Raw genomic sequence first — 22,071 nt, 5'->3', positions numbered from 1 at the left:
CCGGCCCCCAAGGCGTCGGGTCAGGCTGCTGCGGGGCAGGCAATCCCCGCGTCCGCGGCCGACGGCTGGCTGTCGAAGGACTTGGAGCTGTTGCCATGCGTCCAGAACGTGCGGCCGCTGTCGGACTTGACGGCCGCGCAGAAGGCGGTGTCGCTGGCGGCGACGTTCAGCGTGTAGCCCTTGGGCACCTCGACGAGCGGGGCGCCGTTGGCGGTGCTGGTGAGCGTCGACGCGTCGGCGTAGCCGTCGTGGGTCGAGCTGTAGAGCTTCTCCTGGCTGTTGACCGAGGACACGAAGGACGACGCGCCGTTGTCCTTGAAGCTGTTGATGAAGCCGGGACCGAAGGCGAAGCCAACGATTCCGATGATGATCGCGGAGACGATCATCATGACGATGCCTTCTTTTGAGTTGAGTGCGGGCATGTGGGTTTCTCCTTAGTGGATGGGTCGGTTTGTCGGGTTGGTCGGGTGGGTGCTGGTCGCTGTCGGGGAGTTAGATCACCTCCCCGAACAGGCCGTGGGTGAGCCAGTAGAGGCTCACGCACGCGGAGATCGCCAGCGCGGGCCCCATCGGCAGCGCGCGGGAGCCGCTGACGCGGATCAGTCCCGCCTGCAGCGTGGTCGAGAGCGCCAGGAAGATGGCCGCCAGTGGGAGGTTGCTGGCCGCGAACACAGCAACCGGGATCCCGATCACCTTGATGTCACCGGCGCCAATCTGTTGCTCGGTGCCGCGCCCCTGTGCGTCGAGGGCTGGCTGAGCGTTGATGGTGTACTCGAGCAGGAGGCCCACCGCGGCCAAACCGGCGACAACTCCGGTGGTCAGCTGCGCGGGCGATGCTCCGTCGACCTGGAGGCCGAGGATGGCGACCGCGGCCAGGCACACAATCGTGACGCCGTGGATCGCGTGAGTCTTGATGTCGATCACCGCGACGACCAGTAGGCCGGCGGTGACCAGGAGGACCGCCAGCGGAGCGCCCGCAACGAGGTCAGACATTGATCTGTTGCACCTGGAACAGAATCGCCATGACCTGGGGGACGATGACCGCGATCATCATCGCTCCGAGCAGCACCAGACTGGTGGTCTCGACGCGATCGGCGACCTTCTTGCCAAAGTCCGCCATCTCCTCGAACGCCTGCGTCTGGAAGTCATCGGCGCAGGCGAACAACACCTCGGCGCGCTTGGCGGGGGTCAGCTGCCCGGCAACTCGGTCGGCGAGAGTCCAGGGCAGGTATTCGGTGTCGAGGACCTCCACCAGTGGCGCACCGTCCTTCTCCATCCGCTCGAGGTGAGCGGCGACATGGTGGGCGACGGCGGGGCTGCCGGAGGCCTCCCCTGCGATCCGGAGCGCTTCTGTTTCGGGCAGTCCCGCGTCGAGCGCGGCCGCCAGGACCGCGCTCAGCTTCGATGCCGCGTCCAGGCGCAGGATGTCCCGGACCGTGGGGATCCGGAACTGGAGCCGGTCGAGTTTGAGTTGGTAGGCCGGGTTCTTGCTGCCGGACGCCTTCCACCAGGCGCGGACGGCGAGGCCGATGACCAGTGCCGCGATCGTGGCGACCACCAGTGTGTTGGCTGTCGCACGCATGATCTGGATGATCAGCTCCGTCTGGCTGCCCATCGTCGTCGTGTCCGGGAAGGCGAAGGAGATGATGCCCCAGAACGTGGCGATGGTCAGCGCCAGGAGGCCAATCGGCTTGCGCAGCTGCCGGTTGAGCGTTCCGCGCACGTCGGCCGACTTGATGATGTTCTCTGCAGCGCGCCGCAGGTTGGCGTGCAGCGTCGCCGGCGTCACACCCGCCTTGATGAGCTCGCGCGCCACCGGCGGGATGATGGCCGTCTGCGCGCCGAGGGCGTCGGCGATGGAGTCGCCAGCATCCATGGCCTTGGCAGCTGCGAGGTACGACCTGGCGATCACCTCGGAGCTGGACCGCTCCCCCAGCTTCTGCAATGCATCCCGTTCGGGCACACCCGCCTCGAGCTGATTGGCGAGATCCTTCAGGACGCGGGCCATGTCCTGGGGCCGCGTCTTGCGTCGGCGCTTCTTTCGCGCGTCCGTCGTGGCCTCAGCTGCAGGAGCCGCGATGGTCACGTCCGAGGATGCCTCGGGTGCGGGATCGCTCGGGCGGGCGAGAGTGAGTACGTCGCTCATGGGCTTCCTTCCGGGTGCAGGCTGCTTGTTCCTTCGCCTTCACCTCTAGATGTGCCTGCCCGCGCACTCAGCACGTTTTCGTGCTCTGAGCGAATGCCTCCGGAGTCAGGCCGCCCGTAGCAGCGCCGACGTGAGCCGGTCGGGGTCGGTCAGCTGTGCACGCGCGGTGGCCTCGTTGAGCTTCCCGGCGCGGACCAGCTCGGCCAGCGACGCCTCTTTGGTGACCATTCCCCGCTTCCGGCCCTCTCCGTGGAGGTGCTGCCGGATGTGATGCAGGTCGCTGCCGGATCCGCCGCGGATCATGGCGGCCAGGGAGAGGTCGTTGAAGGCGTACTCGCGCACCATGGCCAGAGGATGCTCGTCGTGGCCGACCGAAGGGCCGTCCTTGCGCACAAGGTTCTGAACGACGACGGTGCGCAGCGCCTGGGCGAGCTGGACGCGTGCCAGGTGCTGCTCATCGGCCGGGTAGTAGGCGATCATCGCGGCGATGGCATCCTCGACCGATCCGGCGTGGACGGTGGAAATGACCAGGTGACCGGAGAGCGCCGCTGACAGCGCCGCTTTGGCGATCGCCGTGTTGCGGATCTCGCCCACGACGATGATGCGCGGATTCGCGCCCTTGGCGCTCTCGATGGCAGAGGCATAACTGTCGACGTGGGTGCCCACCTCCCGCTGGGTCACCAGGGCAGTGGCGTGCGGGTACTGGAACTCGATCGGCTCCTCGATGGTGGTGATGTGCACGGCGTGCTCGAGGTTGATCGCGTTGACGATCGCGGCGATTGCGCTGGACTTGCCGGAGTTGGTCGGCCCGGCGAACAGGATCAGCCCGGAGGGCTGGGTTGCCTGTTCGACGATGGCCCACGGGATCCCCAGCTTCTCGATCGTCGGGAGAGAGCGGTTGATGAGCCGGCAGGTGGCCATGAGGCCGCCGAGCTCCGTACGGAACGTCACGCGGGCACGGAATGCCTGACCGCCGTCGAACGATGCGAATGCCTGCTTCGAGCCGCTCGCATTCAGGGCGGACGCGCCGCCGGGCACGAGCAGGTCCGCCAGCTCCCGGACCGCATGATCGGCCAGCCGGGGCTCCTCGGTCGCCGCGAGGGTCTGCTGGTGCTTCACAGCGAACAATGCGCGGCCCTCCAGCAGGTGTAGGTCGGAGTAGTCCGCGCGGCCGAAGCGGTCGATCCATTCGGTGATCTGGGCGATGCTCACAGGGCGACCTCTCGGCCGATGGTGCGCACGGCCTGATCCTGATCGGTGACGCCGGCGCGGATCAGCTCCTGCAGGTTCTGGTCGAATGACGTGGACGCGGCCGCGGTCATCTGGCGCAGCACGCTGGCGGACGTGCCTTCGACCATGGCGTCGACGAGCTGGTCGTTGTTGACCAGGACTTCGTGAATGGGCTGCCGCCCCACGTATCGCCTGCCAGCGTCGCGGGAGGCCACCTTGCGCACGAGGCGCTGCGAGAGGACGCCGATGATGCTGCTGAGGGTCGCCAGGGGCGGCGCTTCGGAAAGTTCGAGCATGCGTCGCATCGCGGTCAGGCCGTCATTGGCATGGATCGTGGAGATGACGAGCCGTCCCGCTTCGGACAGCTGCTGCGCAATGCGCGCAGTCGCGGCATTGCGGATCTCGCCAATGTAGATGACGTCGGCATCGGACCGGACGATGTGCTCGAGGTGGTGCGCGTAGGTAGCGGCCGCGTCTCCGGTGTCGACGACTGGGATCTGGTCGACGCCCGGGAGGATGCGCTCCGGCGGGTCTTCCACCGACACGGCTATTCCCCCGATCCGGTTGAGGGTGTCCAGAAGCAGGGTCTGCGCCGTGGATGACTTGCCTTCGTTCATCGGCCCAGCGACGAGGAACAGGCCACGCGGCATGCGGAGGCACGCGTCCACCTGCGCCCGGTTGATGGTCGTGAAGGAGAGCTCGTCGATGGAACGGAGCGGACGAGACTCCGGGAGACGCAGGTTCACCTTCTCCCCTCCGTCGACGAGCGGGAGTCGTTCGGCGCGAGCCCGTACCTCGCGCCCGTTGTGGGTGAAGCGCAGGCTGCCGCTAACGGAGTTGGGCGAGTCTGCCTGACTTCCGAGGGCGGCCTGGTTCTTGACGGAGCCGAACAGGCGAGCAGAAGCCTCCGCGTCGTAGGTAACGACGTCGTGAATCTCGCCCTCGAATCGCACCTGCACCCGCATCTGACGGGTGCCGGCCTTGCCGGAGCTCATGGTCAGGTGGACGTCATGGCTTCCGGCTTCGATCAGCGCAGACAACACATCGCCGGTGTAGTCGGAGAGTGACCCGTCCCGGATTTGCGCCAGGGCCGCGTCGAACGGGGTCTCCGTCGCTGGGACTGCCGGGGCGACCGCCGGTGCATAGGTGTCTTCGAGCAGAGTCATGGTTGATCCTTCCGTGTGGCTGATGAGACCAGAGGGCGCGGACGGTGGTGGCCGTCCGCGCCCTGGTCTCGTTACTTGGTGGAGGTGCGCTTGCTGCGACGGGTGGCGACCAGGAGAACGGTCCCAGCCGCTCCGAGGATCCCGACCAAGGCCAGACCGATAGGCAGGTAGGCCGCTTCGTCGGAACCGGTCTGGGCGAGGGCGTCGACGATGGTGGTTTCACCGTCGGCACCGCACTTGCCTTGGTGGGTGACCTCGCCGCGCGCATTGCGAACGGTCTCCACCCAGAAGAAGGTGCCCGCGTCGGTGAACGTGTAGTCGTCCGACGCGTACTCGCCGGTGGCGGGAAGTGGCTGCGGCTTGCCCACCTTCACCTCGTTCGTCGCCGTGCAGACCGGGGTGGAGCCCTGCTGCTTGTAGACGGCGAATTCGATCGTGGCGTTCTTCGGGATGACTCCGGTGACCATGGCGGTGTCGTGACCCTTCGAGCCGATGCTCACCCGAGGCGTCGCCTTCGTCACCACGTCGTCTTCCGCAACGACGGTCTTCTCCTTCTGGTCGCCGCACTCCCCCGTGTTGATGACGGTGCCGTCACCGGTCCGGAAGGTGGCCACCCAGTAGTAGACGCCGACCTTCTTGAAGATCACGTCGGCGGACGGGAACCGTCCCGCCTGATCGACAGGGACCGGCTTGTTGTAGAAGTACACCGGGTCGCGCTCGACCGGAGCTGTCGGCGTGGGCGACGGCGTTCCTGCGGCCGCAGCGTTCGGCGCAACGGGCTGCTCGGCCTCAGGGACATATCCGGAGTTGAACACCTCGTTGTCCGCCTCGCACACCGGCTGGTCGCCCAGGTCGTGCTGCAGGTAGGCGGCGAAAGTGACCGTGCTCGGGCAGCTCGTTGCACCGTCAGCAGGCTGGCTAGTGCCGCAGTAAGGGGCGGGGATCTGGCCGTCAACGATGGCGGTGTCGTTCGTCTCGTCGCCGAGCGCAACCGAGGCGATCGCCTCCGTCGACACCGTGGGCGGGGAGACCTTGGTGACCTCACCCTGAGTCGCCCATCCGTCAGTCCAGTCCGCGAAGTACCCGGCCCCGGGACCGTCCTGAATGATCGACCACACGTTCACCAGGTAGCCAGCAGCCGTCGGTGGAGCGGTGATCTTGTCAGAGCTGTAGTCGCCGGGCGCGGTCACGGTGACGTCCGTCGTGTGGAACAGCTTCGCCTCGGCCGGGATGCTGTCACCAGAAGTGGGCGCGGCGTCGCCCTCCACCCAGTACGTCTTGTTCTGGAAGTGCGCAGGGATCGGTGCGCCACCGATGGTCGGCCACAGGCCCTGGTCGAGCGAAACGGTCAGCGTGTCCGAGACCTCGTGCCCGAACCCGACCTCGTCCGCGGACACCTTCGAGACCCCGGAGAGCTTGGCGGCGACGACGTGCGCTTCTGCCTGCAGGCCGAACTGATCGGCCCACCGGTATCCGTCAGGCATGAACAGCTGCGCTCCGACAGACGAATCGGTGGCGTCGATGTCCCAGACCCACTGGTAGAAACCGGGCGCGTGGTTGGCTGCGAGCACGGAGGGGGCCGTGTACTGGCCCGGGCCGTTGAGGGTCACCGTCGCGGTGCCGGCCACCGGTGCATCAACCGGGACGGTCGCTGACGGCGTGGGCTGGTCGGCGAACGGCCCGTAGAGCGTGCCCTTGGCAACGACGGGGATGTAGCGCCCAGACGTGGTCTGCCGCCAAGGCTGCGAGTCGGCCGCGACGTCGGCCTGCAGAGTGTCGGTGAAGCTGCCTCCCTCGGCGACGAATCGGCCCTGAACGGCGGTCGTGACGACCGGGGAGAACAGGGTGGAGCGCTCGACGGGGTCGCTGGCGCTGATGGTGTAGTTGGCGCGCTGCGGGCTCGTCGTTCCCGCCTTGATGACGCGCTGCTGGCCGCCGGTGTAGTAGATCGTGACGTTGCCGTCGTAGGTCCACCCGGCTGGTGCGTTGACGTTGCCCGTGGCGCTGATCTTGTAGAACGGGGTGCCGTCGGTCGGGACGCCGTTGACGGGGTAGGTGCCGTTGCCGACACCGTTCTTGGCGCTGCTCCCCGAATCGGTGAAGATGCCGTTGGTCAGCTGCAGGTTGACGGTCGCTCCGGCTGGGAGGTTCACCACCCGCAGCGAGCCCGTGTAGTTGTTGTTGTCGACGCTGAAGCTCATCGAGCCGGTTAGGGCGGGAACGTTCTGGGGCTGGTTGTACTGGGTCTCTGTCTGGTCCCAGATGTAGTTGAACGCGCCGAGCACTGTCTGGTTGCCGTCGATGTAGTGGACGCCGGTGTTGTAGCCCTGGCCGTTGTAGTGCGCCCAGGTGGACGTGTACGCGTAAACGTAGGCGTTCACCGCGGCCGCCTGGGTGGCGTCGGCGGTCTGGCCCCACCTGGTGAGTGCGTAGTTGAGCCGCTGCAGCACGGAGCTGCTCAGAGGGTCACCCATCTCGGTGGTCAGCGCGCCGACCAGAGAGGCGCCCCCGGTGGCTCCGCTCGGCCAGTCAGCTGACGAATCCATGCAGTAGGCGCGAGAGCCGTCCGGGACGATGTAGTTGCCCAGGTACCCGCCCTCGGGAGTGATCCCGCTGTAGCCGGCGCCGGTGGATGCTGCCTCAGCGGGAGCGAGCGTCCCCATGCCGATGGCGCCGACGACGGCGAACGCGCCGATGCTGAGCGCGAGCCGCTGCAGTCGCTTCATGATCGGCGACTTGCGATGCCGGCGTCGCGGTAGCGGCGTGTGCCGCCCTCGCTCGGGTGACAGGCCGGCAAACCGGCGCCGTCGGATGTTCTCGTTCCCGGATTTCATACTGCGACTGGTCCTTTCCCGCTCGGGTGGAGGCGGAGGTCAGGGCAGGAGCTAGGGTTCCCGCCTTCACCTCTAGATGGGCCGAGGCGCGCAGTCGCACACTTTTCAGCGAGCGAGACCGGCGAGAACCCTCAGCTGGCGGACGCGGCTGGCGTAGAGACGCAGCGCGACTCGATGTGTCGCGGACGTGCGCGGATCGAAGTCGCGGTTGAGCAGGAACGCTCCCAGGAGCGAGGTTTCGCGTTCGCGGCCGCGGCCGCCCCAGGTGATGTTGCCGATCGCCTGCAGTTCGATCTTGCTCACGCTGGGGAAGATCGCCGCGGCCTCTTCGAGCTTCGCGCCTTCGTGGCCGGAGTGCGTGGGAGTGTTGTCGGTCATCCAGTCGACGATTCGGGGAAGCTGCTCGGCGAGGCCGGCGGGTGTCCTGGGGAGCAGGGTGCGGACGGTGAGAGCCACCGCCTCATCCACCGTCGCGCCCTCGCGCTCCACAATCTCGACGGGATCCAGAACGGTCCAGGCTGGCATCACGATGCTGGCGTCTTCGACCCACTCCATGACGATGGAGACCTTGTTGCGGCGATGACCGGTCTCCGCGCCAAGCCAGACGGGAAGGAAGGTGCGTGCGTAGGAGAACGGGGACGCAGCGTTTTCCGCCAGGTATCGGCACTTCTCCGGGTCGCCGATCATGGCGACGAGCAGCAGGTTGACGAGGTCGTCGTCGTCGTGCTCTTTCCGATATCGGGGTCCGTTGCGCTGGGTGATGAGGTGCACCGAGGGAATCAGCTCGCGGCGGAGGTCCTCGATGAAAGGGGCGAGATCGTCGGACGCCAGGAACGCGGAGGGGTCCTGGGAGAGGCGGGCGATCGAGGCGCGAAACTGCTCCTCGCGCGCCGCGTTCACGCGCTCACCGATGCCGGGGCGTGCAGAGATAGATGCCGGGACACCTGGTCGTGGAACTCGAGAACGCGCATGAAGCCGCTGATCGTGGCTTCCCAGTCCATCAGGTTCTCGTTGCTCGAGAGCAGGGCGGCCGCAAACTCGTCCGGGCTGGTCTGAGACACGACCGCTTCGATGCGCGAAAGCCCCTCCACAACTCGGTCGACCTTGCGGGCATCTTCGGCCGCGGCAAGTGTCGACGGGGCGAGGATCGCCTTGGCGTACAGCTCCTCCGCGCGCTTGAAGGCACGGTCCCCGGATTGGGGATTGCTGAACCGTTCGACCTGTTTCAGGATGCTGTTACGTTCCGCCGTGCTTAGGCGAGGATCCCTGACCCAATTCAGCACCGTTTCCCGGCGCTCCGCACACAGCTCCAAATCGCTGGATTGGATGTCAGTTTGTCCCCGCACGCGAGCACTCTACCGAAATAGATAGAGACATGTCTACCGAATCAGAGAGATACCGTGATTCGGTGCACTCTGCCGGTAGGTTTTTGGCATGGTTCGAGCACAGGTCGACGGCGCAGATGAGTTCTCGCGTCGCATCGTGCTCAACATCGAGCGCTTCCGCGACAATCCCGAGCAGACGAACCGGACTAAGAAGGTCGTTCTCACCAATCGTGACCTTGCGAAAGCAGCCGGCCTCAGCGAGAACTACTTCTACATTCGCATGCGGTACGAGAAGCCGTTCAACGTCAATGACATCACCGCACTGGCGAAGGCTCTGGGTGTCACACCCGATGACCTCACTGCGGTTCCGACCGAAGACCCCATCCTGCGACTTGATGGCCCGGAGTTGGCCCGACGACTCCGCCAGCTGGCAAGCGCCCCCGTCCAAGGTGGCGACGAGTTCCGCGCTGCGGCACTCGCGAAGAGCCTGGAAGACCGGGGAATTGCGTTCACTGCCGAGCGTTGGTCCTCCCTCACGGAAGAGACCGCGCCCGTCCGCATTGCGGAGTCGCTCATGGTGGCGATCGCCGAGTTCTTCGGCGTCGACCCCCTCTACCTCGTGAACTTCCACCACGTGGAGGTCACGGAGCGAACAGAGGCAGAGCTCGCACTCGAGAGTGCGCTCCACAAGGCTGGAGCCAAGAGCGTGTCCGCGCGGTCCCTCGGAGAGATGTCACCCTCGGCTCTCCGAGAAGTAGCGAAATCGATCAAGGACATTACGAAACGAAACTAGGTTCATGTACGTCAATTCGGGTGACGTCAGGCAACAAACCATCTGGCCCACAGCGGCTCAAATCAAGCAACGCTCCGCAGACAAGTTCTCCTCGCTGGATCTGACTCCGGATGCCGACCTCGCGTACGTCATTCGGCGGGCCGAGGAGCGGATCGGAAAGCCCATCCGCATCGAGCCGGTCGGCAACGAGAAGTGGGAAACACTCACGGCTCTTCTGGTCGAGACCGCCGAGAGCGCCAACATCCTGATTCGCCACGACGACTCAGAGATCTACCAGAATCACTGTATTCTCCACGAGCTCGCGCACGTCATCTACAACCACCCCGGTTGTCGCACAGCGAAGGCGACGGCGCCGGCCATGGCCCACAGCGACTTCTCCGACAAGGTCCGAGGGCGGATCCTCGCCCTCGAAAGCGGCGAGCTGACTGAGGTCGAGGGCGCGTCAGCGATCATCGAGGGCGAAGCCGAAAGCCTCGCCTACCTTCTCGCGCGCCGGCTGCTGCGCCCGCGCCACCAGGCGGACGAGCGGATCTTCGGGTAATGCGCGGGCTGCAAACCGCCGCCCTCCTCATCCTCGCAGTCGTCTTCCTCGCTCGCACCGTGTCCGCCGTGCGCGAGCCTCGAAGCCGGCTGTCGTGGCTTGCGTCCGGGGCGGGGACGCTGGCGCTGCTGACCCTCGGGACGGCGATCCCACAGCCGGTCCTGGACGGTTGGATCGGCGGCCAGAACTGGCTCAATCTGGTGCAGAACGTGCTCTGCACCGTCGCGTTCTGGCTGGTCACACAGGCTGCTATCTCGCAGGATGGACGTCGACGGACACTGCGCTGGTGGCCGCTCATCGCGGCCCTCGCAGCCTTCACCGTGCCCTTCCTCTTCATCGTCGACCGCGGATCGACCGACTACTACTTCATCCCTCACCGCACCGGGCAGACGGCGATGTGGCTCTACGCCTCGATCTACATGGCGACGATCGCCAGCATCTCCGTCAGCCTGATCCTCGGAGTCCGCGGGCGCCCTGCCCGCGCCTACCGCTTCTTCCGCGTCGGCGCGGCCATCGTAATCCTGGCGTGCGTGGACGAAATCGCATACCTCACCATCGCCCGGTTCAACCTCGGCCCGGGGATTGTGGTGGACGTGCTGTATCGCCTGTTCGACCTGTTCTTCTACGTCGGCGTGATCCTCATCGTCGCCGGCATCGCCTCCTTCACCGTCGTCCGGGCACTTCGGGTGCTGAACCTGCGCCACAAGCTGTTCTGGCTGCGACGAGTGCTCCTCCGGCGGGGCTTCACCCCTCCCCCAGTGGAAGACCGGAGCGACCTTCTCGGAGCGGTGTATGACCACGTCATCGCCATCCGCGATCGCCAGGCGATGCAGCAGTTGACGCTTATCCCCGCCGAGCTGGGCTTGGTGAAGCGATCCGAACGGATCATCAGCCGACACCTCGCCAGCAACGCCCCTACAACGCCCGACTCGTACTCCCTCAGCTACGGAGCCACATCATGATCTGGATCATCGTCATCCTGGCGATCCTCGTCGTTCTCGCCCTCGCCCTCGGCGCGCTGACTATCCTGCTTGCGCGCCGCGTCGTCATGCCCGGCTCCCCCAGGGTCATCACCATTCACGAAGCCGGCGACGGAACCGTGACGCTCCAGGACGACGGGAAGACGGATCACGCCGGCCAATTCGGGCTCTGGTTCGGTCAGGACGGCCACGCCCTTATCGGCCCGGTCCTCTCCCGCGACCCCGCGGCTGGCACCGTCACGCGGCAGATCCTCACTGTCACAGCCGGAGAGCTGGCTGCTGGCGAGGGGCGTTGGACCGGACACGTGTTCCCCCATCCGCGCGCGCTCGAGCTCAGCGTTGAGGACGTCGACGTCTCGGTTCCAGGCGGAGACGCTCCAGCGTGGCTCATCAGACCGCAGCACCCGGTTCAGCCGGAGACCTGGGCCATTCACATCCACGGCGTCCGGACCACCCGCATCACCGCCCTCCGCTCGGTCCCCGCGGCCGACGAACTCGGCTACACGTCGCTCGTGGTCTCCTTCCGTGGCGATACCGAAGGTCCAGAGGTCCTCAACGGCGCATCCACTCTCGGCCTCGGCGAATGGCCGGACGTCGACGCCGCGATCGCTTACGCACTCGCGCACGGCGCGCAGCGCGTCGTCCTGTTCGCGTGGTCGATGGGCGCCAGCATCGCGCTGCAGCTCACAGAGCACAGCGCGCACCGCGACGCGATCGCCGGCCTGATCCTGATCGCTCCCGCGACCGACTGGCGGACCGCAATCCGGCATGGCGCGCAGAAGGCCCACCTTCCCCGATTCCTCGGCTCAGCGGCCATCCACGCGCTGCAGGGACGCCTCATCAGCCGCATCGTCGGCCTCCCCTTCCCCATCGACTTCGATGCGCTCGACTTCACCCGGTTCGCCCGGCTGTCCGTACCTGCGCTCGTGATCCACTCAGACGGCGACCAAGAGATCCCCGTCGAGCTCTCTCGCCGCTTCGCTGCAGCGCATCCGGGAATCGTCACGCTGACCGAGTTCCCCGGAGCGGCCCACGCGTGGGAGTACAACGTCGACGCAGCCGGCTTCAACGCGGCGATCGTCGCCTGGTGCCAGCAGCAGCTGACACGCTGACCCTCTACCAATACAGATACAGGCCTGTCTACCCATATCGGATAAGGTGCTGTCATGCATCACGAGGCCCTCTTCGACCCCGAAGACGTAGACCAGGCATCCAACACGCCCGCGAGCCTTCCATTAAAGCCGGTCTTAACCGGACAAGATGAGCGCATGGCTGGTAGCAACGCAGGCAAGAAGCGCAACGTCTTCGCTCGCGGCGACGAAACCGCGTGGCACTCCGAACTGACCTTCTCCGGCTTCATCCGGGACCAGGTCAACGCTGCAGCGGAAGAGTCGGGCAACTACTCCCCCGCGCTGTACCTCGAGCTGTTCATCCGCGACTACGTCGCAGAGCACGGCGCCCTTCCGCCTGTACCGGCCTCCCTGATCACGACGACGGAGGTGTCGACCACGGCAGCCGCTTAAACAGAATCGGGCCCGCCTTGCGGCGGGCCCGGAAAATCTGGAGCTCAAACCCTCAATTCTTGGCGGGAGCGAGGTTCGAGCTTCTTCCCTAAGTAAGCCGGAAATGCCCGGAGGCTTTTCCGTACCCTCGGAGAGGAGTTGGCAGCATCGTAACCCAGATTTCGGGTTCCTGCACGTGCGCACGCGATCCGCGTGTCGGCGTGTCGGCCGCACCCCGCTCCGTCGCCCGTCTCGTCGACGTCGAGCTTCCGCTGTCCCTCTCCCCCACTACTTCCCCGTCCCGCCCCGCCACAACGACGTGCGCGGCCGCTGACGGGTCACATCCTGCACGCCCCATCGACCTGGTCGACGGCGCGTGCGCGCAGCTCCTCATGGTGAGGAGGACGGTCACCTGATCTAGCGCAGAGACCGCGGCCGGCGCCCGACGCCCGCCCTCACCCGCACCGGTCGGACCCGCACAGCGGCCCCGACGCATCGCATCGAAGGAACGCCGAGTCACAGTCGGCGATTCTGGTGCGCCCAAAAACAGAGCCGAGCACATACCGGCAGCTTTGCTGCGCCCATTTTCAGGCCGGAGAGGTCACCACAAGCCATGAGAACACCCGTCGCCCCGATGCGCGGCCGCCGTCGCGCGGCCGACGCTGGCGACCGCTCATGGCTCCCCACCCCGGCCGAGGTCGCCGAAGCCCTCCACGCTCAGGAGGCACATGACACGGTGCAGCCCCCCTCGCTGAAGGATGAGCCGGCCCCGCGCAGCTGGGCGATCCACGTCCCGGCCGAGGAATGGGCGAAGATCCCCGCCTGGTGGTCCGGGGCGCACTGGTTCGACACCCTCATGGACTGGATGCTCACCCCCGAGCGAGAGAAGGCCCGGCAGCGCTGGCACGTCGCCGACGCCACCCTGCTGGCGATCGCGCACGTGCTCCGCTACGCCGCCGAACCCGCCACCGGACGCCACGTCACCCTCTCCTACGCCACCATCCGCGCCCGCGTGCAGGCCAACACCGAGGCCGCTGAAGGGCGCACCATCCGACTCAAGGCGGACGAGAGCGTGCGCCTGGCCATCCGCACGCTCGAGGCCGGCGGGTTCGTCCACGTCCACGCCACCGGCCGGAACCTGCTCTCCCGGGAGGAGAAGGCCGAAGCCTTTGAGACGCACGGCGGCCACCAGGAGCAGGCCGCGAACGTCATGGCGCTCACGCTCCCCGCCCCCAAGGCTGTGGATAACCCGGCATCTGTAGATCCCGTTTTGGGCCTAACCGCTTCCGTCCCGTCAAAACCTTCTTCCTCGGTAGATCTAGAACAACAATCCCCAAGGGGAATGGAGCGCGCTACGCGCGCCAGGCCAAATAGGAACAGGGGTTTTTCTGACGATCAGTCAGCAAACGTCCCCGAGAAGGCACGATCCCTCGACAGACTGCGACTTCTCGCGCATCTCGACCGGCACTACGGCGGCTCTCTCGCCGGTCCCCGACTCGGCAAGACCGGAAAGCTGCTTACCCGCCACATCGGGCAGCTCGACCACGCCCTCACCGCCGCAGGCGTAGACCTCGACGCCTGGACCTGGTGGCAGATCGCCGACCTGGTCGACGCCCGCCACTCCGGCGACAAGACCACCGCCCAGCAGAAGATCACCGCGGCCGCCGACCCACTGCGCTACTTCATCTGGATGGTCAAACAGGTCATCACCCCCGGCGAGAGGCCCCGCACCATCATCCGCACCACCCCCGTCCAGCACGCCACCCCCTCCCCCGCCCGAGACGACGGAAGCCGGCCGCCGGCGCCGACAGCCGCGGAACGCCAGACGGTCGACACCACCATCCGCGAGATCCATCAGCAGAGCGCCGACGAGCTCCAGGCGCAGCGCACACGGCGCGCCACCGAACGGCGGCGCATCACCGACGTGCTCCTCGGCGAAGGAATGCATCCCGCCGACTTCCCCGCCGTCGTACGCAAGCTCCACACGGAAGTGCAGCAGGTACACGAACTCCTCATCACCCGGGGCTGGCAGCTCGACCACGTCGAGCTCGACCACGGCGACATCGTCTGGATCAACCCGGAGCAGAAGGCTGAGATCCCAGACGAAGCTGATCTGAACACTTCGACTACGATCCGCTTCGCTCCCCCGGCGACCGCCGATGACCACGACACGTACGTAGTGAACAAGGCCGGATCTGCTCACAGCGACCGAGCTGTCACCCTCGGCGAACTCTTCCGTCAGTTGTAAGTTACAAACTCTGTAAGTCACGAAGTCACGAAGTCTGTAACTTCGGGCTCCGCGCGTGGTAGCCTACTCATGGAGTTACAGAGTTCCGAAGTACGGAAGTGCGGAACTACGGAAGTACGGAAGTACGGAAGTACGGAAGTACGGAAGTACGGAAGTACGGAAGTGCCAGACTTCGGAACTTACAGAGTGTAGTCCCGGGTACTATCTGTAACTTACAAAGTCACGAACTCTCGAAGTCTGTTAGTCGCGAACTCGCAGACTTCCAAACTCACGAACATACAGAGTTTGCAAAACGCCGCGGGCGCAACTCTGTAACTTCCGAACCTACAGATTGGATGTCACTATGAAAATCGTTGCTGTAGCGGGCCAGAAGGGCGGCATAGGCAAGACGACGACGGTCATGAACTTGCCGGCTGTGCTCGCCAAGGCCGGGAATGATGTCCTCGTGGTTGACGCCGATGGGCAGCGGTCGACCACATGGTGGGCCGGCAACGCGGGGGAGGACCTACCTTTCGACTTCGCTCCCGACGTAGATCCCAAGAACCTCGCTCGCCTGCGAGAGCTGCCCTATGACCTCGTCTTTGTCGACACGCCCGGCAATCTGGAAGCAACCGCGACGCTCTCTGCCGTCCTCGACTCCGCGGATTTCGTCATCCTTCCTCTCGCCCCTGAGCCGCTTGCGATCCAGCCGCTGGTGCGGACCGTGAAGTCCCTTGTAGAGCCTCGTCAGCTCGACTATCGCGTATTGCTGAACAACATCGACCGACGACGCGGCGACGCACACCTCCAGGAGTGGGAGTCCATCGTCGACAACCTGGGTCTCGCTCGGTTCAAGAACCACGTCCGCAAATCTGCGAGCGTCACTGACGCGCCCGTAAATGGTCGCGTCGTAACGGACTACACGGATACGCGACAGAACCGGGCCGCGATCTTCGACTACAACTCGGTCGCGCTCGAGCTTCAATCCATCTGGGCAAACGCCCCCGTTCAGGCAGGAGCAATCTGATGAGCCGCAAGGACCTCTCGACGCTGCTCGAAAAGATCGACACTGATGACGTCGAACCGCTGCAGCGACAGGGCGACGCATCGCCGGCTTCTGACCCTGCCGTGGCCCCGCAGGCGGTAGCCGCTCCGGAGGTCGAAACGCCCCGGGTCAAGTCAGCGCCGCCTCGAAAGCGGCAGCCTGCACAGGCCAAGAAGACTGCCGAGCCCGCCGCGGCCGCGGCGCCGGCCCCTGTCGTCCCGGCGCCGGCCGGGGGAGAGCCCCTGTATCTGCGGTTCGTTCGCAAGGAGACGCGTCTTCGCGAGGAGCAGTACGAGACGCTCACGGAGTACGCGCGCAAGCTGAATCGAGCAAAGACGCCTGGGGCGGGGGAGCGGATCACCGAGAACACCCTCATCCGGATCGCGATCGACCTCCTGATCCCGCACCTCAACGAGCTCAATGGAAACGACGAGGCGCAACTCCGGGACTCTGTAACTAACAGAGTTTAGGAGCGCGGCCAACTCACCTCGTCGGGAGATACCTCTGGGCGAGCCCTGACGAACCGTGCTGCGTGGCGAATTGTGCCGCCAACGATCGAAGTGTCCGCAGAGATTTCGACAGTGAGTGGCTCGATCAGCGTGAGCTTTGTTTCGCGTTTGGGCTGGAAGCGGTCGTAGGTGCGAGACGAGATGACGTCGGGCCACGGATGATCCGCAGGTGCGGGTCGCAGTAGGGGAGTGAGCGCGCGGGCAGCCGTAGGCCGCAGGGGTGTCGTGCGGCCAATGATCCGCAGCTCGTCGCCCTCAAACCGACCGAGGATCAGCTCGCCCGGCTGAGTCAACGTACCGGTGACCGCGCCCGCAACGACTTCAAATGTGTCGCGGTGCTTCACCTTGATCCAATCGCGCTGGCCGCCGCGGTACGGCTGCGCGCCGCCCTTGACCACCACGCCCTCGATCCCGCGGACGGTCAACTCCTCGAACCACCTCCTGCCCTCATCGGCATCGGTAGTGGCGGCGATCAAGCTCAGTGGCGGCCGCCAGCCGGCCGCGAGCTGTTCGAGGGCGTGGCGACGTTCGTCGTAGGGCAGGCCGCGCAGGTCGCGGCCACCTGCAGCGAGGATGTCAAAGACCACGAAGTCGATCGGTTCCTCATCGACCAGCTGCCGGCGGCGCTGCTTGCCTGAGGCGAAACGGCGCTGCAGGGCGTCGAACTCGAGTCGCCCGTCGTTCCAGCGCACGAGCTCGCCGTCGAGGACGACGCCGGCATCCGCCTGCTCGGCGATCGCCGTGGCGACGTCGGGGAACGCTTCGGTTAGGTTCGTTTTCTGGCGCGACCAGAGTGTCACCCGGTCGACGTCGACGACCGCCGCAGTCCGCCAACCGTCCAGCTTCGGCTCGTAACGGCTTCCTCCGGGCAGCGCTGCGGCTTCTGGGACGCGTTCGGAGGCTTTGGCGAGAGCTAGGTCGATCTGGCCTCGCAGAGGCTCAGGCGGGCGTACAGCGGGGGAGTGGTCGAGGGCGGCAAGCAGATCACCCGCATCCTCGAATCGGTCGAGGACCTCGGAAAAGTCCAGCTGCTCGAGTCCTGGTGCGGCAATCTCTTCCCAGGTGCGAGGCGCGGCCGCGAACGGTCGCGCGGTGCCGCGCAGCGAGTAGGGGGAGATGGTCGTCTTTTTGGCGTTGTTCTGGGACCAGCCGATGAACACCTTGCCCACTCGACGTGCCTTCGGCATGGTCGAGATCACCTCGGCGGGGTGGTCAGCCTCAAGCGCCCGAGCGAGCTCGCGGGCGACGTCGGACACCTGGTCTGAGGAGAGCCGGCCATCGAGAGGAACATAGACGTGGACGCCCTTGCTGCCGGAAGTCACGGGGAAAGTCGGAAGCCCCATGTCGTCGAGGATCGCCTTCGCCCACAACGCCACCTGAGCGCACTCGGCAAGACCGGTTCCTTCTCCAGGGTCGAAGTCGAGCACCATCCGCGTCGGCCGGCGATCAGTGTCGAAGCGCCACTGCGGCACGTGCAGCTCGAGCGCCGCGCTCTGCGCGAGCCAGACGAGCGTCGCGCGATCGGTGACCACCGGATAGCGCTTCTCGCCGCCGGAGTGAAGGATCGTCTGGCGCAGCACCCAATTCGGCACGCCCATGCCGAGATCCTTCTCGAAGAATGCCTCGATGGGCGCGGTGGCCGAACCGACGCCGTCAGGCCAGCGCTTGCGCGTGACTGGGCGCTCAGCCAGGTGGGGGAGGAGTGCCGGTGCGATGGTCGCGTAGTAGTGAATGACATCGCCCTTGGTGGTCCCCGTCTCCGGGTACAGCACCTTATCCAGGTTCGTTAGGCGCAAACGTCTGCCGTCGACGTCGACAAGCGGTGTCGCTGGCATGGCACGACCGTACCGCCGACCACCTGAAACGGGGAGGCTGCGCGGGCTACCGCTACGCTGTGGCGCGTGGCGCTCATCCCGATCCCGCCGGCAGCTGCGGACGCACCGCTGGTGCATGCCGCCCTCGGAGGGCCGCCGCCGTCGCGTTGGATCAACCCAGACCACATCACCAGTCTCATTCCGGTCACCCTGCAGGGCGAGCATGACGTCGAGCTGGTGGTCGACTACAAGCTTCAGGGGCTGCCCGAAGGGCGTTGGCGACTTGGAAGGTACCTAGACGTCGGTCAGGCCCACTCGGCGTGGTCACAGCTAATCGACCACATTGCTGCACACACTCACGATCCGGGCGCGCCATGACTGGCTCCGGAGAATCCTTCCGAAGGCCAGAGCCGACGCGCGGCCGCGACGCTCGCATCAGTTCGGTCGTGGGGAGAGCAGAGCATCGCGCGATCCCGGAGTTTTTCAGCGGCGAGTTGACTGACGGCCTCAGCATCCAGATGCCCAAGCCGCAAGGGGAGCGGACGGAGCTCAAGACCTGGTCGGTGCAGCTGACCAGGCTGGAGCTGAGCGAGTGTCCGATCTGCGGTGCGGCCGACCCCACCACCATCGACCACGTTCCGCCGGACGGAATCGGGGGACGGCCGCTGGTCACGACGTGTGCCCGCTGTAACAACGAGTTTGGCTCGCGATATGAGGCCGAGTTCAAGGACTGGTATGAGCTGGCTCTCCCGCCGGTGCGTTTCGAGGGCGATACCGTTCCGGGCGCACGCAAGGCCGGGCGGTATCTCTACCGCGAGACCCCAGAAGGAGAGTTCGTCTTGTTCGGCGTCGGGGGAGGAGACCCGGCCGTACAGCAGGTGCTCGAAGGAGGACGGGTCAGCATGCATGGCAGAGATTACGACATGGCCGCCGTGACGATCGCTGCAGCCAAGACCGTATATCTGATCGCCTGCGCGATCCTCGGAACGGTGCCAGTGACCAAGAAGGCGCGCGCCCTTCGAGCCGAACTCGTTGCGGCTCGAGACCTCCCGCGACGATCCTCGCTCAAGCTCGGCCCAGTAGCTTCCCGAGTCACATTGGCGCGCACAGCCGAGAAACCGATCCCCGGTGAGGTCGCCTTCCTCACAGGGAAGCGTAAGAACGGTGCTCCCATCCGTGCGATCGGATTGAACCGCTTCGTCGGAGTGGACTGGCCGCTTGAGCCGGGTCTCTTCGACAGGATGCTGATTTCTCTCAAGCGCGAAGGTGCGGCCAGGTCTGCCGGCGCCGACGCCTAAGTGCTCCCTCCGAGTCGCAGGTAGCCGCGCTCGAGTCCTTCTACGATCGCGGTTCGCGTCCCGAGGACCAGTTGCTCTACCTGAGACAGGACCATCGCGACCGCATTGACATCCCAGCCGGTGCCGGCGCGGGCATTGCTCCGGTACCAGCGCTCGTAGTCCCCATGCATGAGTTGCCCGTAGATTACGTCCCAGAAGATCTCCGGTTCCGACGTCGGCGGGTGACCCGCCAAGACGTAGCTTCCAAGGGAGTCGGTTCTTATGCGGTTCAGCCGCTCCTGCAGATCCTGGACCGCCACGGGAGGGGACTCGGAAGATCGAAGCCTCGCCATGCTGGTGAACACGTCGCCGAGATAGGCGCCGTCCCCCTGCGTGATGAATTTCCGGGAGACAGCTGCGCGAAGAAGGCGGTGCCAGTGCGCGGTACGATCGGCCTCCGTTCGTGGCGGTCCCATCACGACTCGGTTAGGTGCGTTCAGGAAGTCCAGAAGGCCGGCGTACTCGTCAGCGAGGGACAGGAACATCACGATGCGATCGGTGTCACTCGGTGGTACGCGCGGCTTCGACGGATCCGGTCGGCCGGGGCGAGGTAGCTCAACCATGATCGAGGTCCCGTCGTCTTCGGGAACCTGGCGTGGACGGATGGATCACTGTTCGCCCCTCGACAAACACTCCTCGCACCGGCCACAGGTGCCCCCGGCGCAGGCGGCAGGAGGCTCGGGGAAGTAGACAGCGAGCACGGGGCGCAACGCCTCCCGGGCTGGCTCCCGGTTCCCAAAAATGGCTCGTGCTCGACGCCGAGCGCGCTCTTCAGCTGCTGCACGACGCTCCGGGTCATGCTCGGCATCCTCACGAGCCTTCCGTCGAAACCCTGCCCGACGGGCGGACTCCTCAGGCCCGTAAACCACCTCAATCTGACGGTCCACAAGCGCGTCTCTCACGTCGACATCCAACGCCAGGATCGCCTCGGTCGAGACTGCGCCCATCACATCCTGCGGATGGTCATCGACCTGCTGAATCTGGTCAATGAGTGCACCTATGTCGACCCGTGAAGCTTCGGTGGCGTTGACGAGCTGTCCAACCCGCTGGCGACTGAGCAGGCTGACATCAGCCAATTCGGTCTGGGATACCCCGTAGGCGGCCGCCACAGCGATCGCCTCGGACTGCAGTCTCGTCACGTGCTCGAGCAGATGCTCAACGTCCTCGCGAGTGCGGGTGATCACCAGCAGGTTGGAGAGAAGGTCCTGCTGCAGGGGGAGTCGTTTACGCGCCATAGGAACACGCTAGCAAGCGAAAGGGCATATCGCTAGTGGACTAGCAGGATGCTCCAAAGCTGTCATAACGTGCGTTATCCGTTATCCGCGAAAGGGGTTTTCGCCCTCACGGCGGTTGACATGGTTGACATGCGACTGAGAGAATTGGTTGACATAGTTGACTTGGGAGGTCACCCATGAGCACTGCAGCACCAGAACGTCGTCGCCGGCGGACGGCCGGGCCGCGCCAGGTGCAGGAGCACGCGGTGGACGAGATCGTGGCCGCCGTCCGGGCACGACTTCTCGAGCGGGTCGACCGTGGCGAAGAACTGACCAACCTCGGCGACGCCGATGAGGTCGCCGAGCAGGTCGTCGAGCGGCTGCCGATCGCGGTCAGCCCGTGGGTGGAAATCGTTGGGCCCTGCTACACCAGTGGATCGCTGCAAAAGGAGCTGGGACGCGGCCGCGCGGCCGTCTCCAAAGCCGTCGCCGAGTTGCGGCTGCTGCGGCTGCGCACCGCGGACGGTCAGACGGTGTATCCGGCGTTCCAGGTCGTGAACGGCGCGATTGTCCCCGGCATGCGTGAGGTGCTCAGCGAACTCCGGCGGGGAATCGACGACGAGTGGACCTGGGCGCAGTGGCTCAACACCCCGGTTCCTGACCAGTCCTCCGAGGATGTGAGCAACCGCCGCCGGAACATCGACCGGTTGATCGCCGGCGAGGTGGACGCGGTCGTCACGTCTGCTGCGCGCACGGCTGCGAGCTGGGCCGCGTGACCGCCACTCAAGGGGCGCCGGTCCCAGGGCAGGACTACCGCAGGATGCCGCGACACACAGTGTCCGCGGAGACCCAGATGTACCGGGCGCACAACACTGCGCGCGGCGCATGGTGGTTTGATAGCAGTCGCAACGGCCGCTTCAACCTCCCGGCCCCGTCGGGAACCTGCTACGCGGCTACGAAGGTCGAGACCGCGGTGCGCGAGAAGGTCCGAGACGCCGTGAGCGAGTCGAATGTCGTCTCGCGAGCGCTAGCCGACTCCTTCCAGGTCTCGACCATGGCAGCACCAGTCGACTACAAGTGCGCTGCCGTCAGCTCCGAGCGCGCGGTCCGATTCGGGATCGTCCGCGAGCTGGTCACCATGGAGAACTACGCGATCCCGCAGCAGTGGGCTGAGACCATCCAGGCCAACTCGTTCGAGGGGATCTACTACGCCTCCGCCTACACCACCGGAAGCGCGACGGCTCTGGCGCTGTTCGGTAGCGCCGGCTCGCCGGGCCCACGCTTCACTGAGGCGCGCCACATGACCGGCCCGGAGGCCTGCGAAGCGTCCGGCATCGTCGTCGCCGGCCCACCCACGCTCAAGTCTCTGACCGTCATCTAGGCGTCTTTTCCCCTGGGCAACGCCCAA

At 65.8% G+C, this 22,071-nt stretch carries 23 protein-coding genes; 12 read left to right on the top strand and 11 right to left on the bottom strand.

The window, feature by feature from the left end; all coding sequences use genetic code 11:
- Positions 1 to 20 precede the first annotated feature (20 nt).
- The 8 genes from Q0Q23_RS09750 to Q0Q23_RS09715 form a co-directional block, all read right to left on the bottom strand.
- Positions 21 to 422, bottom strand: coding sequence for a hypothetical protein (locus tag Q0Q23_RS09750; RefSeq protein WP_295122528.1), 402 nt, complete (start codon positions 420 to 422; stop codon positions 21 to 23).
- A gap of 70 nt (positions 423 to 492) precedes the next feature.
- Positions 493 to 993, bottom strand: a complete 501-nt coding sequence (locus Q0Q23_RS09745) for a prepilin peptidase (RefSeq protein WP_295122526.1) — start codon at positions 991 to 993, stop codon at positions 493 to 495.
- The gene (locus tag Q0Q23_RS09740; protein WP_295122524.1) at positions 986 to 2,146 is read right to left on the bottom strand and encodes a type II secretion system F family protein; all 1,161 of its coding nucleotides are present in this window, start codon (positions 2,144 to 2,146) and stop codon (positions 986 to 988) included. Before Q0Q23_RS09740 ends, Q0Q23_RS09745 begins: the two co-directional genes overlap by 8 nt.
- Positions 2,147 to 2,251: 105 nt before the next feature.
- Positions 2,252 to 3,358 carry a type IV pilus twitching motility protein PilT gene (locus Q0Q23_RS09735; protein WP_295122522.1) on the bottom strand — a complete coding sequence of 369 codons (1,107 nt, stop codon included), beginning with the start codon at positions 3,356 to 3,358 and terminating at the stop codon, positions 2,252 to 2,254.
- A complete protein-coding gene (locus Q0Q23_RS09730) occupies positions 3,355 to 4,542 on the bottom strand; it encodes an ATPase, T2SS/T4P/T4SS family (protein WP_295122519.1) in 1,188 nt (395 codons plus the stop codon). Before Q0Q23_RS09730 ends, Q0Q23_RS09735 begins: the two co-directional genes overlap by 4 nt.
- 71 nt (positions 4,543 to 4,613) lie before the next feature.
- Positions 4,614 to 7,268, bottom strand: a complete 2,655-nt coding sequence (locus Q0Q23_RS09725) for a hypothetical protein (RefSeq protein WP_295122517.1) — start codon at positions 7,266 to 7,268, stop codon at positions 4,614 to 4,616.
- Between the two features lie 213 nt (positions 7,269 to 7,481).
- Positions 7,482 to 8,276 carry a hypothetical protein gene (locus Q0Q23_RS09720; protein WP_295122515.1) on the bottom strand — a complete coding sequence of 265 codons (795 nt, stop codon included), beginning with the start codon at positions 8,274 to 8,276 and terminating at the stop codon, positions 7,482 to 7,484.
- Positions 8,273 to 8,722, bottom strand: coding sequence for a hypothetical protein (locus Q0Q23_RS09715; RefSeq protein WP_115697630.1), 450 nt, complete (start codon positions 8,720 to 8,722; stop codon positions 8,273 to 8,275). The genes Q0Q23_RS09720 and Q0Q23_RS09715 overlap by 4 nt, the downstream gene beginning before the upstream one ends.
- Positions 8,723 to 8,810: 88 nt before the next feature.
- On the opposite strand from Q0Q23_RS09715, the gene Q0Q23_RS09710 reads away from it, so the two are divergent.
- The 8 genes from Q0Q23_RS09710 (at position 8,811) to Q0Q23_RS09675 (ending at position 16,259) form a co-directional block, all read left to right on the top strand.
- Positions 8,811 to 9,494, top strand: a complete 684-nt coding sequence (locus Q0Q23_RS09710; protein WP_115697629.1) for a helix-turn-helix transcriptional regulator — start codon at positions 8,811 to 8,813, stop codon at positions 9,492 to 9,494.
- A 4-nt stretch (positions 9,495 to 9,498) separates the two neighbouring features.
- Positions 9,499 to 10,035: a hypothetical protein gene (locus tag Q0Q23_RS09705; protein WP_295122512.1), complete on the top strand. Its 537-nt coding sequence runs from the start codon at positions 9,499 to 9,501 to the stop codon at positions 10,033 to 10,035.
- Positions 10,035 to 10,997 carry a hypothetical protein gene (locus Q0Q23_RS09700; RefSeq protein ID WP_295122510.1) on the top strand — a complete coding sequence of 321 codons (963 nt, stop codon included), beginning with the start codon at positions 10,035 to 10,037 and terminating at the stop codon, positions 10,995 to 10,997. Before Q0Q23_RS09705 ends, Q0Q23_RS09700 begins: the two co-directional genes overlap by 1 nt.
- Complete coding sequence (locus tag Q0Q23_RS09695) at positions 10,994 to 12,127, top strand: S9 family peptidase (RefSeq protein ID WP_295122508.1); 1,134 nt, start codon at positions 10,994 to 10,996, stop codon at positions 12,125 to 12,127. Before Q0Q23_RS09700 ends, Q0Q23_RS09695 begins: the two co-directional genes overlap by 4 nt.
- A 156-nt stretch (positions 12,128 to 12,283) precedes the next feature.
- A complete protein-coding gene (locus tag Q0Q23_RS09690; protein WP_295122506.1) occupies positions 12,284 to 12,538 on the top strand; it encodes a hypothetical protein in 255 nt (84 codons plus the stop codon).
- An 835-nt stretch (positions 12,539 to 13,373) separates the two neighbouring features.
- Positions 13,374 to 14,765, top strand: a complete 1,392-nt coding sequence (locus Q0Q23_RS09685) for a hypothetical protein (RefSeq protein WP_295122504.1) — start codon at positions 13,374 to 13,376, stop codon at positions 14,763 to 14,765.
- A 343-nt stretch (positions 14,766 to 15,108) separates the two neighbouring features.
- Positions 15,109 to 15,771, top strand: coding sequence for a ParA family protein (locus Q0Q23_RS09680; RefSeq protein ID WP_115697622.1), 663 nt, complete (start codon positions 15,109 to 15,111; stop codon positions 15,769 to 15,771).
- Positions 15,771 to 16,259, top strand: a complete 489-nt coding sequence (locus tag Q0Q23_RS09675; protein ID WP_295122500.1) for a hypothetical protein — start codon at positions 15,771 to 15,773, stop codon at positions 16,257 to 16,259. The genes Q0Q23_RS09680 and Q0Q23_RS09675 overlap by 1 nt, the downstream gene beginning before the upstream one ends.
- Here Q0Q23_RS09675 and ligD read toward each other — a convergent pair.
- Positions 16,256 to 18,133, bottom strand: coding sequence for a non-homologous end-joining DNA ligase (gene ligD, locus Q0Q23_RS09670; protein WP_295122498.1), 1,878 nt, complete (start codon positions 18,131 to 18,133; stop codon positions 16,256 to 16,258). The two genes, Q0Q23_RS09675 and ligD, sit on opposite strands and share 4 nt — an antisense overlap.
- Before the next feature lie 66 nt (positions 18,134 to 18,199).
- Between ligD and Q0Q23_RS09665 the strand changes: the two genes are divergently transcribed.
- Both Q0Q23_RS09665 and Q0Q23_RS09660 read left to right on the top strand, forming a co-directional pair.
- Positions 18,200 to 18,490, top strand: coding sequence for a hypothetical protein (locus tag Q0Q23_RS09665; protein ID WP_295122495.1), 291 nt, complete (start codon positions 18,200 to 18,202; stop codon positions 18,488 to 18,490).
- A gap of 68 nt (positions 18,491 to 18,558) precedes the next feature.
- Positions 18,559 to 19,410 carry an HNH endonuclease gene (locus Q0Q23_RS09660; protein ID WP_295122493.1) on the top strand — a complete coding sequence of 284 codons (852 nt, stop codon included), beginning with the start codon at positions 18,559 to 18,561 and terminating at the stop codon, positions 19,408 to 19,410.
- Here the strand turns inward: Q0Q23_RS09660 and Q0Q23_RS09655 are convergent.
- Together Q0Q23_RS09655 and Q0Q23_RS09650 are read right to left on the bottom strand one after the other, a co-directional pair.
- The gene (locus Q0Q23_RS09655) at positions 19,407 to 19,937 is read right to left on the bottom strand and encodes a hypothetical protein (protein WP_295122491.1); all 531 of its coding nucleotides are present in this window, start codon (positions 19,935 to 19,937) and stop codon (positions 19,407 to 19,409) included. The two genes, Q0Q23_RS09660 and Q0Q23_RS09655, sit on opposite strands and share 4 nt — an antisense overlap.
- A gap of 120 nt (positions 19,938 to 20,057) precedes the next feature.
- Positions 20,058 to 20,684: a hypothetical protein gene (locus tag Q0Q23_RS09650; RefSeq protein ID WP_295122489.1), complete on the bottom strand. Its 627-nt coding sequence runs from the start codon at positions 20,682 to 20,684 to the stop codon at positions 20,058 to 20,060.
- A 176-nt stretch (positions 20,685 to 20,860) separates the two neighbouring features.
- Here Q0Q23_RS09650 and Q0Q23_RS09645 point away from each other — a divergent pair, with 176 nt between their 5' ends.
- The gene (locus tag Q0Q23_RS09645; protein ID WP_295122487.1) at positions 20,861 to 21,439 is read left to right on the top strand and encodes a hypothetical protein; all 579 of its coding nucleotides are present in this window, start codon (positions 20,861 to 20,863) and stop codon (positions 21,437 to 21,439) included.
- A 59-nt stretch (positions 21,440 to 21,498) separates the two neighbouring features.
- Entirely contained in the window at positions 21,499 to 22,044 is a 546-nt protein-coding gene (locus tag Q0Q23_RS09640; protein ID WP_295122485.1) for an RES family NAD+ phosphorylase, read from the top strand.
- The last annotated feature ends 27 nt before the right edge of the window (positions 22,045 to 22,071 follow it).

It is taken from the genome of uncultured Leifsonia sp., from assembly GCF_945957465.1.
Classification (GTDB): domain Bacteria; phylum Actinomycetota; class Actinomycetes; order Actinomycetales; family Microbacteriaceae; genus Leifsonia.
The sequence above is the reverse complement of the archived record's forward strand: the minus strand, read 5'-3'. Positions and strand labels throughout refer to the sequence as shown.